Raw genomic sequence first — 16,941 nt, forward strand, 5'->3', positions numbered from 1 at the left:
CCAAACATGCGCTGCCCTTTGGGTTCTTTCTAGGGACGATTAACTCTTTGTTGCTCGGTTTTTACTTAGCCCACTAGGTTACAAACCTCGCGCCGCGATTAAATCGCCCCTAGATTGAACAAATTTAAATCCACAAAGGTCAACACGCCCTAACTAAATTTAAAAAGCCTAAATCTAAGAGCACTTTTACGTGCTCTTTTTTGTCTGAAAAAGTTACATACCTGTGTACATTTTTCTTTTTTAAAATCCTCTAAAAACTACTTTTTTGCCTGTATGACCCTTTTTTACTAGGTTGGATGGCTGGTCTTTATTTTGCATTTGCATAGTCGCTTTTAGTTTTAAAGCCCATAAAAACTATCGACCCATTAAATCAAACTGTATGAAGGACTAAACATGGCTGAATCATTTAAATACTCAGGTAATAAAGGGCATGGCGGCGAATTGCATCAAAAGGCATCGGATGAGCACCCTACCATTACCACCGCGCAGGGCTGCCCTGTAAGCGACGATCAAAACTTATTACGTGCGGGCAAACGTGGCCCCGGATTACTAGAAGATCATATAATGCGTGAGAAGATCTTTCACTTTGATCACGAACGCATTCCGGAGCGAGTAGTGCACGCTAGGGGTTATGGTGCACACGGATATTTTGAAACTTACGACACGCTTGAAGATTTAACGTGTGCAGATATTTTTCAGCGAAAAGGTGAAAAAACGCCAGTGTTTACTCGCTTCTCTACGGTTGCAGGTAATAAAGGATCACCAGATTTAGCACGTGATGTACGCGGTTTTGCGGTTAAGTTTTATACCCAAGAGGGAAACTGGGATTTAGTGGGTAACAATATACCCGTATTCTTTATTCAAGATGCAATGAAGTTTCCTGATTTAATTCATAGCGCTAAAGCCGAGCCTGATCGTGGTTTTCCGCAGGCGCAGACAGCGCATGATAACTTTTGGGACTTTGTGAGCTTGTCACCTGAGTCAATGCACATGGTTATGTGGGCAATGTCTGATAGAGCTATTCCGCGCTCTTTACGTTTTATGGAAGGCTTTGGTGTTCATACCTTTAAATTTATTAATGCCAAAGGCGATGAAAAATTTGTTAAATTTCATTGGAAGCCAAAAGGCGGTATGCAATCGGTAGTATGGAACGAAGCACTTAAGCTTAACGGCGCCGATCCTGATTTTCATCGCAGAGATATGTGGGAATCTATTGGCAATGGCGACTTCCCTGAATGGGAGTTAGGTGTGCAAGTGTTTGATCAGCAATTTGCGGATGAATTTGAATTTGATGTTTTTGATGCCACTAAACTTATTCCTGAAGAGCAAGTGCCAGTTCAAATTGTTGGCCGCATGGTGCTTGACCGTGTTGTAGACAACTTTTTTGCAGAAACAGAACAAGTTGCCTTTTGTACTCAAAATATTGTACCAGGGCTCGACTTTACACCCGACCCACTACTGCAAGGTCGTAACTTTTCATATTTAGATACTCAAACTAAGCGTTTAGGTGGGCCTAACTTTACGCACATTCCGGTCAATGCTCCTAAATGCCCAATGCGTCATTTTCAGCAAGATGGCCACATGGCAATGCACAATCCAAAAGGGCGTGTAAATTACGAGCCAAACTCGTGGAGCGGCGGTGAAAATAACCCGCGCGAATGCCCTGTTCATGGCTTTAAAAGCTCAAGCGAGCCTGAAGTAAGCGGCGGAGATAAATTACGTTATCGCTCAGAAACTTTCAGCGATCATTACAGCCAAGCACGCCAATTTTATTTAAGCCAAACAGACATTGAGCAAGCGCATATTCAATACGCACTGGTATTTGAGCTTTCTAAAGTTGAGCATTTACCAATACGTGAGCGTGTAGTTTCGCACTTACTTAATATAGACGACACGTTAGCGCAAGAGGTTGCCAAAGGCTTGCGCTTGCAAGAAATGCCAGAGCCGGCAGAAGCCGCAATGCCAACTCGTGACGACTTACCTACTTCAGATGCGCTTAGTATTTTAAAAAATGCGCCTAACACCTTTAAAGGCCGCAAGTTAGGTATTTTAATAAGCGATGGCTTTGACGCTGATATTTTTGATTCAGTTGTCAATGAACTTGAAGCCGAGGGCGCAAACTTTGAAATTATTGCAGCGCAAGTTGGTGGCGCATGTTGTAGTAAAGGTAAGCATATTGCAGCGGACCAAGTAATTAATGGTGGCCCTTCGGTATTGTACGATGCGGTAATGGTACTGGCGACTCAAGAGGGCGCTGAAAAACTTGCTGGTATTCCTGAGGCTAAAGACTTTGTAAACGATGCATTTGCTCATATGAAATACATTGGCTATACGCAAGAGGCTATGCCTTTATTTAAAGCGGCAGGCCTTGATGGAAAAGCAGATGATGGTTGGATAGATTTAGAGGCGCATTCAGCCGATAAGTTTATAAATACATTACGAAATTTAAGATACTGGAAACGTTAGTAAGCTCAATAATTAAAAAACCACAACATGAATTGTTGTGGTTTTTTTAAGCTCACCTAGCTAAGGGATTAATTCAAGCCAGCAATAAAATTGGATTTATTATGAAGCTTAATGGCGCTTGCCACTGTGGCAAAGTGAAATTTATAGTTAACTCAAAACACCCTTATCCTTACAATTTATGTTACTGCTCTATTTGTCGTAAAACCGCTGGGAGCGGCGGGTTTGTTATTAATTTAAGCGCAGAGTATAAAACGCTTGAAGTGCAAGGGCGTGAACACATAACTGTTTATCATGCAAAAATAGGCGATAAAGTCAGCCCAGCAGAGCGTTATTTTTGTAAGCATTGTAGCGCTAACTTGTGGTTATACAATGCACGTTGGCCAGAGCAAGTTCATCCCTTTGCTGGTGCAATTGATAGTGAGTTACCCATACCGCCAGAGCGCACTCATTTAATGCTTGGTAGTAAAGCCAATTGGGTAAATGCACCCATTAATGAAGATGATAAGCAATTTGAAGAGTACCCTGATGAAAGTATTGCTGCTTGGCATCAGCGTTTAAACCTCGAAAAGTAACGCAATTTTTTGTATGAGCTAAGCTTAAGTGTAGAGGCAATTAAACGCATATTTAGTTACTTAAGAATTAAAGAACACCGCGTAAGTAAAGGAGAACATTATGGCAGTTTCAGCAATCCCAAAAGGGTTTACTTCAATAACACCTTACTTAATTATTGATGGCGCTCAGCAAGCCATTTGCTTTTATAGCGATGCATTTGATGCACAACTTGTTATGCAAATGCCTTTACCTGAAGGCGGTATTGCACATGCTGAAATTATTATTGGCGACTCACATATTATGATTTCAGATTCATGCCCAGATGAGTCTTTTAAAAGCCCAAGTGAGCTTGGAGGCACACCGGTAAGCTTAATGCTGTACGTTGAAGACGTTGATGCAGTTTTTAATAAAGCCATAGAACTAGGTGCCACGCAAATACGCCCAGTGCACAATCAATTTTATGGTGATAGAGCGGGCACTTTACAAGACCCATATGGCCATATGTGGACCATAGGCACACACAAAGAAGATTTAACAGATCAAGAAATCAATCGAAGAATGGCTGACTTAATGTCAAAAGAGCAAGATGCATAAAGCCGCTTGCTCTTTTGTTATGACGGGCTGTTAACCTAAATTTATAGCTAAATATTTTATTTCATCACCATTTATTTGCGGTAAAAAATAAATATCTTGGTACTTAAAATATTGTTGATTGTTAATCGTGACAGCCTCTGCCGAAATAGGGAGGGTGTCGTAGGTTTGGCCTAAATCGTAATTTTTAGCACTGCCTACTTTTATAGCCTGATTAACAACTATTTTAGGCTCATCAACTACTCTATAACCATTATTGTCTGCCACATAAAATACATTTTGGTAGGTATAGTAAGTGGTATTATGGCGCTTAAAATGCGAGTAGTGCCTAGGTAATGAGCGTATTCTTAAACCTCTTGGTGGCTTAACAACATGGTAGCCTCTTTTCGCTTTACGATAATAAATACCGTCACTAAAGGTAAACGAAATACCATTAAATCTAATTGATGCACTGTTACGCGGTAAATGATTAAAGTAGCGCCCTGGTCTGTAGGTAACTACATTGTGGCGGTTATTTTTTATGTAAGTACGTTTGCGTTTTTCTTGCTTGTAACGCACTACTTTGCGTTTTGTTTCTTTACGCTTTTCGCGTTTCTCTTGTTTACGATCTTCCCTTTTGTTTTGTTTATATTCAATACGTTGCTTTTTATCTTCACGGCGTTCATCGCGTTTGTACTGAATACGTTTAGCGCGGTCGTTATTAAAATTTTTGCTGTTCTCTCGCTCGTTTGGTGCTCCAAGCGCAGAGCCAGATACTGCGCCTAATGCAAGTAGAGCTGGGAGTAAAAAAGTGAGTTTCATAATATTGCCTCGTGTATGTTTTTACATAACTGGGTTCAATACTAGCGCTTTAAACTGAATGGTAACTGACATGTAACGGCTAACGAGAGTATGTTTACAGCTTTTTACTAACGTTTACTGTTCTTGACACAAGCCAACGCTTTCTCACATTTTTGACGATTTTAGGAACTTTTACAACACTTTAAGTTGCGTAACTAATTGTTACGACAAGTGCTTTTAACACTTGCCGTAATCTATAATTAGCCTGAATCATTGGATAATAAATCTATCTCGAGCAGCTATTTTCAGCGCTAACAGCGTTGAATTTACTGAAAATCTCTGGCTAGAGAAAATAAACTTAAATATCATTATGGTTCAATATGTTAGTAAATCTCTAACCAGAGTTCAGGTTAATTAGCGTTTAGGTTTTTCTGGTAAGGCGGCTTTTAGTTGCTCCGGTGTTACGTTAAGTGCCTTTGCTACAACCGTTAAATCGGCATTAGGGCCGCCGGCTTTTTGCATTGCTTGCATAAGCACTTCTTCGCTAACGCCTAGTTTGTTAGCAGCCTCAGCAAACCCCGGTGGCGACATGCCGCCGTTAGGAGCACCCGCCTTTGGACCGCCGCCACCAGGTGGTTCATGGCGAGTTATCTTAGTGCCTTCAGGTGGCTTGGCCCCTACACCCGCTTGTGCTGTGGTCGTAAAGTTGTTTTGTGCAACCACGCCTTTTAAGCACTTAGGTAAGTTAGGGAATGTATTACTTGCATGGTAGTGGTAAGTAACTATGCCGCTTTCACCCACGGGGCCTGTGTGGCCATTACAGCTATCAAGATCGGTTGGGGATGTACCATCAATTTCTTGGCTTCCGTAAATAGGGTAGCCATCAAAGCCATAACCAAATAGGGCGCTTGGCTTTTGCGCTAAATTATTACAGTTGGCGTTTACATGTTCGTGTTTATATACGCTGTCTATATCACTGGCGGTGCCGTGGTAGTGGTACCAACCGCCCGGGTCAATATGGCCTGCGCACGTATCAAGCGCGGGTAAATGCCCAGTATGTTGCACACTTGGCGCATCCGAAAAAATAGGCACACCCGCAAGCGCTATACCCACTTTAGATACAGTGCCCAACGGTGTTGATTGCTCAGACATAACAGGGTGCAGTGGTAAAAGGGCGGTAATTTCCACGCTTTTATCTACCGATACATTAATACATGCATGATCAACTGTTGGGCGAATGGTCGCGTTATCAACAATATGCACGTTGCCGTCTTCATCGTAAAAGGTAAAACCTTGCTCGTTAAGCATGGTTAAAAATGCTTTATCTAACCTATATAGCCCTGCATCGGTGCCATCCCAATCCCAAATTCCGCCTACGTCGTCGAGTGTTTCTGGGCAAAAAGGGCCGACTTCAATGTTGTCGGGCTGATATTTTAAAACCACTTGAGCACACTGAGTTTGTAAGCCGTTTTCAAGCGTACACTCTACAGTTTGTGGCAGCTTTACCATGGCTTTAATATTAAATTCATCGGTATTTATAAGCGTGTTTTTAGCGCTTTTAGCTTCTGGGGAGGTAGGTGTACTTTCGCTTTTTATCTGCTCGCCACATGCAGTTAAAAGTACCGTGGCACTAAGCAGGCAAAATGCGAGTTTAGTCTTTGTAGTGTTAACGCTAGGCGCTTTTAAACGACTTCGTTTAATTGATCTCATACTTACCCCAAAATGATTTATATACGTAGGTTTTAGTATGGCAATAAATTGTGCAAATAAAATGAAAGTTTTAAAAGAGTTATTGATATGTTTGAGATGTATGGCTAGCTTTTAATTAACATTATTGGGAGTTGTTATTAAGTTATTTAATAAACTTACACGATTAAATACGAAGTATAAAAGTACAAGTTAGCAACTGCTGTTTTTACTTGCCCAAGGTTTACCAATAAAGCTCCATATATTTAAAGCGCAAAAAGCACAAACCTAGGTTTGTGCTTTTATATTTTACAGTTAAATAATTATATTTTTTCCCAGTAGGGTTCGTCACCAAAGTAGCCGCTAAAGTAGTCTATAAAGGCCCTTACTTTTGGCGCTAATAAACGCGAACTTGGGTAAACACTCCAAATAGCGGTGTCGGATGCCAGTGGGTAGTCTTGTAAAATTTGTACCAGCTCACCACTTTGTAGTTTTTTATAGGCACACCAGCTCGACATTAACGTAATACCTAAGCCTTGCACGCACGCATCGCGCACCGCTTCACCGTTATCAGCTTGTAATACGTTATTGGTTTTAATGTTTTGTGTGCCCTCGGGTGTAATAAACGACCACGTAGTTAAACCATGTAAATTAACACAGGTATGATTTTTTAAATCTTGTGGTGTTTTAGGTGTGCCGTGTTTAGCAAGGTATTTAGGCGATGCGCAAATTAAGCGTTTGTCGCGGGCAACCTTTCGGGCTATAAGGGTTGAGTCGTTTAGGGCGGCGTCGCGTATTGCTATATCAAAGCCACCGCCCACCATATCAATAATGCTATCGCTTAAGCGTAAATCAATAGTGAGATCGGGGTATTGCTCAATAAATCCAGCCAATGCAGGAATAATATGCATACGCCCAAATGAGGCTGGTGCAGTAATACGTAGCTTACCTTGTGGGGTAACACTGCCTATACCTACCGATGCACGCGCCATTTCTACATTAGCAAGTACTTCTTCGGCGTGAGGTAAAAAGGCTTGGCCTTCTTCAGTTAACGACACTTTACGCGTTGTACGGTGCATAAGTTTAACGCCTAGGGTTTCTTCAAGCTTATTCATTTGTGCGCTAGAAACCGCAGCCGACAAACCTAACTCCTTGCCAGCTAAGCTAATATTGTGTGTTGTTGCTATTCTTACAAACAGATTTAAATGGGCAATGTTCATTATCAAATTTTTCAATAAACTGATTATTTAAACAACTATATTATCAATACTTAGTTGTGTAAATATACTAGCAGCTTATTCATTGTGACTTTTCCTGTGGCGCTTACTATAAGCGCCTTTTTTTTCGGTATTTTTCTCGTTTAAATTTTTAAGTTTAGAGTGAGCCTGCCTTATGAGCCGTAATACATCATTACTTTTAAAGTATTTATTTAAGCAAACTTGGCCTATGTTGGTTGGCTTGTTTTCTATTATGGGAAGCCAGCTGGTTGATAGTATTTTTATTGCTAAGCTAGGCGCTGAGCCGCTCGCTGTAGTTGCCTTTAGTATTGCTATTTTTCAGGTAATTGTTGGAGTACAAGTAGGCTTAGGTATTGCGGCAACTGCGACCATTTCTACTGCACTTGGGGAAAATAAAGTTAACTACGCACGCTACTTAGGTAGTTTAATCGTATTTATTGGCACCGTAATAGTAACGCTATTGTGCTTGGCGTTGTGGCTTTTTCAGCAGCCTATAATTTTAGCGCTGGGTGCAACGCCTTCGTTATTTAATTTAACCGAGCTTTACTGGCTACCTTGGCTAATAAGCTGCTGGCTTGGATCGCTGCTTTATTTTGGTTACAGCATTTGCCGTGCTCATAACGAGACCTTATTGCCTGGGCGAATTATGGTGCTAACCAGCGTGTTAAATATAGCGCTCGACCCATTGTTTATGTTTACCTTTGATATGGGGTTAGCGGGTGCTGCATGGGCAAGCTGTGCTGCTTTTGCAATAGGCTTAGTAGTGGTGTTTTACACGCTTATTAAACGAGAACTTATAACTTTTGACGTTTTAAAAAACCGCACCGAGCAGGCAATAAAAGCCATTGCAAAAATGATGGCACCGGCTTTACTTTCACAGTTTATTCCGCCTATTTCAGCCATGATAGTAACGGCACTGATTGCCGCGTATGGTGGGTTTGTTGTAGCAGCTTGGGGGCTTGCAAACCGTATTGAATATATTGCGATTATTTTAATTTTAGCGCTTACCATGGCGCTGCCCCCCATTGTTGGAAATTTAAAAGGGCGGGGCGAGCTTAGTCAAATATTAAGCGTAGTAAAACTTGCTTGCGGTTTTGTAATTGGCATACAAATTTTATTAGCGGTTATTATGCTAGGTGTGGCTAACCCGCTTGCAAATGCGCTTAGCAATAATAGTGAAATAGTTGCTAACCTAACAGATTACTTTGCATTTGTGCCCCTGAGCTACGCGGCTTTGGGTGTATGTATGATCACGGTATCGGTATGTAACGCGCTGGGGTTTGCGACCACGGCCTTATTTATCTCCATATTGCGGCTCTTTTTGTGTTACTTACCACTACTTTGGTTAGGCTCGTATTTTTACGGTTTAACAGGGTTATTTATCGGTATGGCATGCGGTAATACCTTGTCGGGTATTGTGGGTTGGCAGCTTTTTAAGCAGCAATATAAGCGGTTAACAACACACGTTAGCGTGCGCTCAATCACTGTTTAATTATCAATATATTAAAGAAAGTTATTCCACTTAAATTGCAATTATCAAAATAGTTAAATGTAATTAGTATGCACCTCATTGAATCATTGCTTAATCTATAGCAGTTAAATTTGCTGTGTTTAGGTCAAGTAATTGCAATAAAAATAGAGCTGCTTGAGGTGAATAACATGAAACTTTATAAATTGTTTTTAATAGCTATAACGCTATACGCAGGCGCTGCAACGGCTGCACAAGATTACTTTTCGATGAGCTATATTCAAGGTGAAGGAGACGTGCGAGGGGTTAAGGTGGCTTATCAATATGCCTTAGATTATCAAATAGAAGGCTTTGAAGAGCTAGAGATTTACCTAGAAGCCAATGCCAACTTTTTTGAATACGATGACCCAAAACGCTACGACGCTAATTTAGGCTTATCGCTTTCGCCTGTTATTTTTTATCCTATTGGCAGTATTGCTGGGAACCGCGTTTTTGCCGAGTTTGGTATTGGTTTAAGCTTATTAGACGACACCAAATTTGCAGGAAAAAACATAAGCACCCATTACCAGTTTGAAGACCGCCTAGGCATTGCCATGAAGTTTGGTGAGGCTGAGCAACACAGCGTGTCGCTTAAGTATTTTCATTATTCAAACGCTGGTATTAAAAAGCCCAACCCAGGCCTCGATTTTATATCGCTAAGCTACTCACGCGCACTTTAGGTGAGTAGCTTACTATTTATAAAATCCGTAAAAATGCCACTAGGTCTGTTTGTTCTTGCTTGGTTAAATTAAGCTTTATAAGCAGGTCGGTGGTTTTAGGGAAGTGTGGGTCGTTTAGTTGGTTTTTTCGTGGTCTTGGTCTAGCTCCGCCATGGTTATACATACTTACGATGCCTGATAAATCTTCAAATAAGCCGTTATGCATCCACGGAAATGTTTGCATTAACCCTAATAGTGATGGGGTTCTAAATTGGCCAATATGCTCAGAGTTGTGGGTGGCATCGTAGCGGCCTTTATCTTCAAAACGGCGGCCGTAATAATGCAGCCCTGTGCCATGGAATTGGTTGTCGCTGAGTAGTGCGCCGTTATGGCAAGTCATGCATTTAGCTTTAGTTCTAAATAGGTGCAGGCCATTTAACTCACTATCACTTAGGCTATTAACTGCTTGTATTGGATTTTTATTAAGCTGCGTTAAAAAAATTTTATAGCGGCTATTTGGGGGTGCTAATGTGCGCTCAAACGCAACTAAGGCTTTTGCCATTTGCTCTGAAGTGAGGGTATTACTATTAAAAGCACTTTGATTAAATACACTGTAGCTTTTATCTTTATTTACCCGCGCTAAAGCTATCTCAGGGTCTAAGTCCATTTCAATTGGGTTTGCTATGGGCATTAGCGCTTGTTGCTCTGCCGTGCTTGCACGACCATCCCAAAAAAAGCTTTGCCACTGATCAATACCAAAAATAGCAGGGGTGTTACGTGTGCCTATTTGCTCGTCAATGCCTATGGCAGTTGTACGGCCATCATGAAAGCCTTTGTCGCGATCATGGCAGGTTGCGCAGCTAACGGTATTATTACGCGAGAGCTGCACATCATGAAAAAGCTTGTCACCTAAAGCAACATGCTCAGGTTTTGGCGAGGCTACAGTCAAAAGCGACATGGGCTCAACGCTTCTTCCGTCACTGGTTTGAATAGCAGGCCAATGAGCTTGGCCTTTGCTATAATGTGAGCGTAAATCGTTATTGTTTAAAGCTTTCGAATCAGCCGTAAATAAGAATACAGCAAGGGCTACAAAAATAACTTTAATCATACTTGTAGCTCAGCTCTAACCAAAACACTCGACCAGGCTCAATACCTGATGCGCCCTCTGCAACTGTATACGTTCTATCATTTAATAAATTAGAAATATCAGCGCGTAACTCTAAGCTTTGGTTGCGGGTCAGTTTATGTTTGTATTTTAAACTTAGGTTTAGCATTGTCCTGGCACGTATAGTCTGTTCCTGGTATACATCAAATAGAGTGGAAACAACTGGGCAGCTAGCACAGACATCTTCTATATCAATACTTTCGCTTCCTCCTGTACGTACAGCTGTATCGTAGCTTCCTGAATATGAGATATTTAATCCAGTGCTAAATGAATCGACCCAATCTACGTTCCAGCCTAAGGCTGCTGTAATAGGTGCTCCAAAATTAGTTCGTATCTGAGATAGTTGACTTAATGTGACCAGTGATCCTTCATCTTTTGCATTAACATAGTAAACGAGCTCATCAAGTGGGGTGTTATCTACGGTTGCATTATAATTGTCATTTGATATTTCGTTCTCGGCATACGATGTATTTGCCCATACTGAATGGGCACCAAATTGTGCGCTCCATGCTAGTGAAATACGTTCTGAACTTCCCGTTCCTTCATTACTAATATCAATATAAGTGTACCCATCAAGATCTGTTTCGTCTGAAGTAGTGCGAGAGAACTGCTGATGTTTTTTACGTTTTATGTATTTTAAAGACACATTACCCATTGTCTCAAATGCGTGAGCGATACCCAGTGCAAGTTCATCATCGTAAGGGGTATCCACGTCATTAAATCGATATTTAAAGCTACCAGTGTAATTTGAATCTAACCAGTTTTGTAAATATCCACTTTCGATAGGTCTGTATTGCAGGTACGAAAACTGCTGTTGCTCTTTTATTTTATAACTGATAATTGCAGAGTCGTAATAGCGGTTAAGGCCGGCACTAATAATGGTTTTTTTATTATCAAATACGTCGTAACCTAATGAAATTCGCGGTGCTACATCATGGTTTCGTAAAAAGTCATCATAGCTGTAGCGCATACCTAAATTCACATCCAGTTTGCCATAGTTAATATGGTCGGTAACGTAGAGTGCGTTGCGGTTTAAATTTACATCTATGTATTCAGCAGGGCTAACAGTTCGGCCATTAAAAAATTGCGCTGTAGTAGTTATATTATTACTGTATGCGGTGACGTGTTCCGAGTTGTTAAAGTCAATCTCCCCACCTAATTGCTCAGCTAATTCTTCTATAGGGATGAGAGTTTCGAGTGCTTGACAATCAAGTGAATAACCGCTGCAATTAAGGGGTGTAGTAGCACTAGACCATATAACAGGCGAACTGTAGTTATAGCCATCTTGAAAACGCTCACGTTCTATTTGCTGATATTTAATTTCTGCACCAGCCACAACTGAGTGGGTTAATCCTAAAAATTTAAAAGTTTCTAGATTAAATGTATTTTTCCAATTGGTAGTGAATTGGCGGTTATCTAACGCGCCATAACCACCTTGGCGTGAAAAGCGTTCGTCTGCATCACCTTGGTTAGCGTATTGTCCCCAGTCTTTTCCTTTTGTTTGCAGCCAACTATAAAAATGCGCTGGGCCATCTCGGCTACTATCACTTATGTTAAAGCTTAAATTACTTGCCCATGTTACATATTTAAAATCTTGCTTTAATTGTATTGCGCTACCATATGCGCCACCTTCTAACTGATAGTCACTATCAAGTGCATCAGTAATAAAACCATTCACCTCGTAGGGAGAATAGATCATACTTATCGTAAAATTATCAACCCAGCCGTTCTTATAACCATATTTAAATATAGCGTTAATGTTACGGCGGCTTTGGGTTTTTGTTTGCCCCAGTGATAAGTCACTTATATCACTGTTAAGGTAATTTAAACTAAGCATTACACCGTGACGTTTATTAAGTTGCTTTTTACCGCTCAATGAATAGCTTATTTTTTCGTATACTGGAGCCTCTAATTCAGCTTCATCTGTACTGCTTTGCTCAGTTTGATCGTCGGCTTGAATATAATGATAATCAGCCCAATCACTGTGATTCCCGCGTACAGTAAAGCTAAAACTATCTTTGCCAAACGTTTCTTTTGTTTTGGTATCAACAACACCGCCAGAAAAGCCACCAAATTCAGCCGGAATGTTATGGTCGTACACAGTGATTGACTCAACTACATCAGAGTTTACATTCATGCTTTGCACACCGCCTGACACGTCATTACTTGATGATGTTAAGCGGCTACTACTGGCGGGATCAATACGATTATTGTAGTTCATACCATCAAGTGAAAAACCTGTTTGCCAAGGTTGGGCACCTGAGATGGATATTTCTGGCGCACTTATCTCTGCTAAGCTTTCAATGCTGAATGCCTCATTGCTTAATTGTACGCCAGGTAAAAGGGCAATTAGCTCATTTATGTCGCCATTCCCTTTGGCTGTTGCATCAATAAAACTGCGGTCTAAATACGAACGACCAATAACTTCAGGAACTTCTATCCCTATAAATTGGCCTTTGACTTCAATGTGTTCGATAGCTTCACATAAACTTTTTTTTTCATCAGTGAGTGTGCTGCAATCTTCAGGTGGGGGAGGAGTCTGTTTTTGCTCGGTCGCACCATATGAATTATGGGCAAGCAAAAACAGACACGCATAAATATAACGTGTCTGCATTGTTTTCTCTTATTTAGTTGCCAATTGGAGTGCTGTCTTCGCTATCAGCAATACCATCGTTGTCAGCATCTTCATCGGCTGTTAAACCCGAAGCGGTAACATCTTCATCAGTTACATTTGCTAAGAAGAAGTTTGGAAGCCCGTCGTTATCAGTATCAACACTGGCAACACGGTTATCTCTAAAGTCATCTTTGCTTGCAATTAATTCAGCCATTGTGGTGTAAAGGTCAAGTTGGTCGGCTTCACCATTTACCTCGTTAGTGACAAGCGCTGTCGCTTGCTCGTATTCGCCAAGTAAGGTATGTGCTTCGACTAAATCTTCCATGGCATCAATAATGACAGTATCGGCTTGCGCTAAAATAAGCGTTTCAATATCAGCGAGAAGTGCTGAGGTTTGTGTTTTCACACTACTGTAAGTGCTGGCAAAGTCAGTAATACTGCCGGCATTAGCCCCCATGCTAGAAAGCATGCTGTAACGCTCCCAAAAGCCAGTTGCAGACGGGCTAAGTAGTATTGTTTCATTTTTTAGTGATTCGAGTACCTCAAGTAGTTGGTTACTTGTTAAAGTGCTTAAATTTTCGTTTACTTCAACTATTGCACTATTAAATGTAGTTAAGGCTAAGTCGGTAAACCCTGCGTTTACTAAATAGCCTAATGTTTCTAATCGGTATTCAAAGCGGTCTTCAATGTCATCTAATACACTAATTTTACTAAGTAATTGCGTGTTTATTGCGGGGATTTCGTCAGTTAAGCCTGCGCGGTCAAGTGATACCATTACATTGCTGTGAACAACAATTGCAGAAGTGTCGGTTAAAGTTCGTAATGTGCCTGTATTTAGTTTATTTAACATGGTTAAACAGCGATTTGCGGCAGCAGCAGTATCTGCGCCGACTTCTCTACTAATGGTGACTAGTAAACCACAGCCTTTATAGCCAGCTAAGAAAGAAGTAGATGACTCTGCACTTATGTATTTGTCAGATGAAATAAACTCACCCGCATACGTTAATACGTCTTTCGCTTGTTCGGTATACCCGTACTGATATAAAATTTGCGCTGTGCCTGCGTTGTTGTCTGTTTCGACTAAACTTCTAAAAAATTCATTATAATCACCTTCCTCGGTAAAAAAGGTAAAGGCCTCAGCGGCTGCATCGTCCACTGAAGAGCCCGATATAATACTTTTAGCTACGCTGAAGCTATACATAATTTGATTAGCACCACTGATATCAAAATCAGATGAAAGTAAGGCAAACGCAGGGTTCTCCTCAAGATCGTACAGGCCTTCTAGTAATCCGGCCAGAGTTTGTAGTGGATAAGTATAAGTACCTAAATTGGCTTCAGTGTATTCTGAAACAGCAAAGTCATAGTTGCTATCTATGCCCGTTATACCATAAAACGACAGCGCTAGATTTACGTATTCTCGAGCTAACTCAAGCGAGTTTGCACGAAATAAAATCTCTGCTGCCCATGCGGTATAAAGCGCTTTTAGTCTTTGTGTTTTTTTACCTTTAAATTCACCGCTTTTGTGAATTTGGTAACCTGTGTTACTCGAAATGTTTACCAGTGCAGCAGCGAATGTTTGTGCTGTAAGCTGATTGGTATCAGTTGGGTCAGCTGCATATACGTCTAATGCACCTTCGGCTGCATTTTTAAACGCTGTTTGAAAGTAACCATACGTTTTTGTGTACTCTTCTTCACGTACAATCTCTGCGTAGCTGTTAATGGTATTTAGTAGGGTTTCTGCTTCTTCAGTTTGCCCTACATCCATATAATCATTTAATAAACCAAGTAACCAAGACGCATCACTACTGTTTATATTTTCAAAGCCCTTTTCAGCTAAGTACTGGTTGTAAGCGGCTAAAGCGCGTGAGCGATATTGTGCACCTTGCTCTTTTTCATTGATGCTATCTAACGCAACACCTACATCTCTTAGGCCTCCAGCAAGAGCTGTTTGCTCGTTAATGAGTAATAAATAGTCTTCGGCTGTATCTAAAAACCCAGCACGTGCATACGCCGCTGCTTGAACTTGGTATACGGTATAACGTGAAATTTCATCGTTAATGCTTTCGTTTACAATATCGGCTTGTTTTAAGTGTGATTTACTAGAGCTGTAGTAAAAATTACGTTTGTCTTCATTTGTAATATAAGAAGGGCTTAGTGTAATACTGGCCGTAATTGGTTCATCAATTACGCCATCCGTATAGCTTATTACGAATGCTTCATTAACTGAACTTAATGTTTGCGCTTCAAAGATAAACTCGCCCGTGCTTTCGTTTATTGTAATTACACCATTTTCAGGGGAGGTTACCAGCGTAAATGTTATTTCATCTCCATCGGCATCAACTACATTAATAGTCCCCTCTGTTGTTGATGATGAGGTAACAAATACGTTTGTTGTTTGTAATACCGGCATATCATTAACATTTTCGACCGTAAAGTTTAGCGTTACATTTGAACTAAGAGAACCATCGCTAGCTGAAATTGAAGCACTATCGCTACCAAAAAAATCGGCGTTAGGCGTATACGTAAACCCACCATTTGCTTCTATCTGTATAGTCCCGTTACCTGGTGCATTGGCAAGCGTGTAGCTTAAGGCGTCATCGTCGGTGGCTTTTACTTGGCTTGAAAAAGTGGTGTCTTCGTTTACAGTAAAACTTAAATTAGGCTGAGAAAACTGTGGAGCAGTATTACTAGAGCCACCGCCACAACCTGCCAACGTAAGCGCGCATAATATTGGGGTAAATTTAATTAGCTTGTTCATTATTGTTAATATAAAAAGTTAATGATGTTGCGAATGATAATACATATCAATTAGATTTTAAAGTGCGAAGTGTTTGTCATACTAATAGTGAGTATCCATAAAGTACTTATAAGACAGCTAAAATACAAAACCCTGCTATTAACAGGGCTTTATTATGAGTAAAAATGAGATTAGTAAAGAGAGGGGGGGTTATTAGTTTAAGTCGCTAATAATAAGCAGCGGAAAATTTTTAACTGAACGAGGTTGCCAATTATTATAGCTAATATTGCTAATTCCAAAATAGTTAAGCACCTTAGGTGAATACGTCCAGCCACGCGCATGTTGCTTTATGGCGGCGCTGCGTAAACTGGGTTTTAGCCCTACAGTGAGTAGGTCGTGATTTACATTTAACTTTGTGTAAAAGGCTTTTTCGCGCAGGCTTGCTTTATTTATCACCTCATCGTAATGGGCGCGTAATGTCTGCCATTTTTGGCTTTTTTGTGGCTCTTTTAAGTGCTTTACCATGGCATCAATATCACTATCTAACCATTTAGCTGAGGCAGCATCCCCATGCCAGCCGATAATCGTATTGGGCTCAATTGTAGTAGGGTGCCCAGCAAGCAACACATAATTAGCACACGACGAAAAGCAAAACTGCTTTATGTTTACTGTTAGCTTATGCGCCAAAATTAATTCGGCTAAGTCCATCCCTAAATCTATGTTTCCGCCGCCGCTGGTAATCGTAAATGTATTAATTGTAGGGTTAGTTTTTAAAAGCTCAGCTGCCGTATTGTTATTTTGTTTGTTGATTTGGCCACTGTATATAATGGTTTTATCACTTAAGGTTACTTGAGCCTGCAATAACGTAGGGAGTATTAAAAAAAGGGTAAAAATTAATTTATGCATATGAGTTTTAAGTGAGTATTTTTGCCAAAGGCTACGTAAT

Annotated in this window: 12 protein-coding genes; 5 read left to right on the plus strand and 7 right to left on the minus strand. The window is 40.6% G+C overall.

Annotated features, from left to right (window positions below; genetic code table 11):
• The first annotated feature begins 393 nt into the window (after positions 1-393).
• From ATS74_RS00980 to ATS74_RS00990, 3 genes are all read left to right on the plus strand, one after another.
• On the plus strand, positions 394-2,466 hold the full coding sequence (locus tag ATS74_RS00980) for a catalase (protein WP_058547084.1): 2,073 nt from the start codon (positions 394-396) through the stop codon (positions 2,464-2,466).
• A gap of 101 nt (positions 2,467-2,567) precedes the next feature.
• Entirely contained in the window at positions 2,568-3,038 is a 471-nt protein-coding gene (locus ATS74_RS00985; protein WP_058547085.1) for a GFA family protein, read from the plus strand.
• 100 nt (positions 3,039-3,138) lie between these two features.
• Positions 3,139-3,612, plus strand: a complete 474-nt coding sequence (locus ATS74_RS00990) for a VOC family protein (protein WP_058547086.1) — start codon at positions 3,139-3,141, stop codon at positions 3,610-3,612.
• Between the two features lie 30 nt (positions 3,613-3,642).
• Here the strand turns inward: ATS74_RS00990 and ATS74_RS00995 are convergent, their stop codons facing one another.
• From ATS74_RS00995 to ATS74_RS01005, 3 genes are all read right to left on the minus strand, one after another.
• Positions 3,643-4,410 carry a DUF6515 family protein gene (locus ATS74_RS00995; protein ID WP_058547087.1) on the minus strand — a complete coding sequence of 256 codons (768 nt, stop codon included), beginning with the start codon at positions 4,408-4,410 and terminating at the stop codon, positions 3,643-3,645.
• Positions 4,411-4,803: 393 nt separating this feature from the next.
• Positions 4,804-6,099 carry a YHYH protein gene (locus tag ATS74_RS01000; protein ID WP_058547088.1) on the minus strand — a complete coding sequence of 432 codons (1,296 nt, stop codon included), beginning with the start codon at positions 6,097-6,099 and terminating at the stop codon, positions 4,804-4,806.
• A gap of 299 nt (positions 6,100-6,398) precedes the next feature.
• A complete protein-coding gene (locus ATS74_RS01005) occupies positions 6,399-7,295 on the minus strand; it encodes a LysR family transcriptional regulator (protein WP_058547089.1) in 897 nt (298 codons plus the stop codon).
• A gap of 172 nt (positions 7,296-7,467) precedes the next feature.
• On the opposite strand from ATS74_RS01005, the gene ATS74_RS01010 reads away from it, so the two are divergent.
• Positions 7,468-8,805, plus strand: coding sequence for an MATE family efflux transporter (locus tag ATS74_RS01010; protein WP_058547090.1), 1,338 nt, complete (start codon positions 7,468-7,470; stop codon positions 8,803-8,805).
• Positions 8,806-8,972: 167 nt separating this feature from the next.
• Positions 8,973-9,500 carry an acyloxyacyl hydrolase gene (locus ATS74_RS01015; protein WP_058547509.1) on the plus strand — a complete coding sequence of 176 codons (528 nt, stop codon included), beginning with the start codon at positions 8,973-8,975 and terminating at the stop codon, positions 9,498-9,500.
• Between the two features lie 16 nt (positions 9,501-9,516).
• Here ATS74_RS01015 and ATS74_RS01020 read toward each other — a convergent pair whose 3' ends face one another.
• The 4 genes from ATS74_RS01020 to ATS74_RS01035 all read right to left on the minus strand — a co-directional run bounded on the left by ATS74_RS01020 (position 9,517) and on the right by ATS74_RS01035 (position 16,901).
• The gene (locus ATS74_RS01020) at positions 9,517-10,587 is read right to left on the minus strand and encodes a cytochrome-c peroxidase (RefSeq protein ID WP_058547091.1); all 1,071 of its coding nucleotides are present in this window, start codon (positions 10,585-10,587) and stop codon (positions 9,517-9,519) included.
• The gene (locus tag ATS74_RS01025) at positions 10,580-13,258 is read right to left on the minus strand and encodes a TonB-dependent receptor plug domain-containing protein (protein WP_058547092.1); all 2,679 of its coding nucleotides are present in this window, start codon (positions 13,256-13,258) and stop codon (positions 10,580-10,582) included. Before ATS74_RS01025 ends, ATS74_RS01020 begins: the two co-directional genes overlap by 8 nt.
• A 13-nt stretch (positions 13,259-13,271) precedes the next feature.
• Positions 13,272-16,016 (minus strand): Ig-like domain-containing protein, encoded by a 2,745-nt coding sequence (locus ATS74_RS01030; RefSeq protein WP_058547093.1) that lies wholly within the window; start codon positions 16,014-16,016, stop codon positions 13,272-13,274.
• Between the two features lie 192 nt (positions 16,017-16,208).
• Positions 16,209-16,901, minus strand: coding sequence for a hypothetical protein (locus ATS74_RS01035; RefSeq protein ID WP_235591981.1), 693 nt, complete (start codon positions 16,899-16,901; stop codon positions 16,209-16,211).
• Positions 16,902-16,941 lie beyond the last annotated feature (40 nt).

Source organism: Pseudoalteromonas sp. H103 (assembly GCF_001469205.1).
In the GTDB taxonomy this organism is placed as follows: domain Bacteria; phylum Pseudomonadota; class Gammaproteobacteria; order Enterobacterales; family Alteromonadaceae; genus Pseudoalteromonas; species Pseudoalteromonas carrageenovora.

Excerpts from the sequence above, each read along its gene's own strand:
- ATS74_RS00980 (WP_058547084.1), top strand. The coding sequence starts at position 394 with ATGGCTGAATCATTTAAATACTCAGGTAATAAAGGGCATGGCGGCGAA.
- ATS74_RS00985 (WP_058547085.1), top strand. The coding sequence starts at position 2,568 with ATGAAGCTTAATGGCGCTTGCCACTGTGGCAAAGTGAAATTTATAGTT.
- ATS74_RS00990 (WP_058547086.1), top strand. The coding sequence starts at position 3,139 with ATGGCAGTTTCAGCAATCCCAAAAGGGTTTACTTCAATAACACCTTAC.
- ATS74_RS00995 (WP_058547087.1), bottom strand. The coding sequence starts at position 4,410 with ATGAAACTCACTTTTTTACTCCCAGCTCTACTTGCATTAGGCGCAGTA.
- ATS74_RS01000 (WP_058547088.1), bottom strand. The coding sequence starts at position 6,099 with ATGAGATCAATTAAACGAAGTCGTTTAAAAGCGCCTAGCGTTAACACT.
- ATS74_RS01005 (WP_058547089.1), bottom strand. The coding sequence starts at position 7,295 with ATGAACATTGCCCATTTAAATCTGTTTGTAAGAATAGCAACAACACAC.
- ATS74_RS01010 (WP_058547090.1), top strand. The coding sequence starts at position 7,468 with ATGAGCCGTAATACATCATTACTTTTAAAGTATTTATTTAAGCAAACT.
- ATS74_RS01015 (WP_058547509.1), top strand. The coding sequence starts at position 8,973 with ATGAAACTTTATAAATTGTTTTTAATAGCTATAACGCTATACGCAGGC.
- ATS74_RS01020 (WP_058547091.1), bottom strand. The coding sequence starts at position 10,587 with ATGATTAAAGTTATTTTTGTAGCCCTTGCTGTATTCTTATTTACGGCT.
- ATS74_RS01025 (WP_058547092.1), bottom strand. The coding sequence starts at position 13,258 with ATGCAGACACGTTATATTTATGCGTGTCTGTTTTTGCTTGCCCATAAT.
- ATS74_RS01030 (WP_058547093.1), bottom strand. The coding sequence starts at position 16,016 with ATGAACAAGCTAATTAAATTTACCCCAATATTATGCGCGCTTACGTTG.
- ATS74_RS01035 (WP_235591981.1), bottom strand. The coding sequence starts at position 16,901 with ATGCATAAATTAATTTTTACCCTTTTTTTAATACTCCCTACGTTATTG.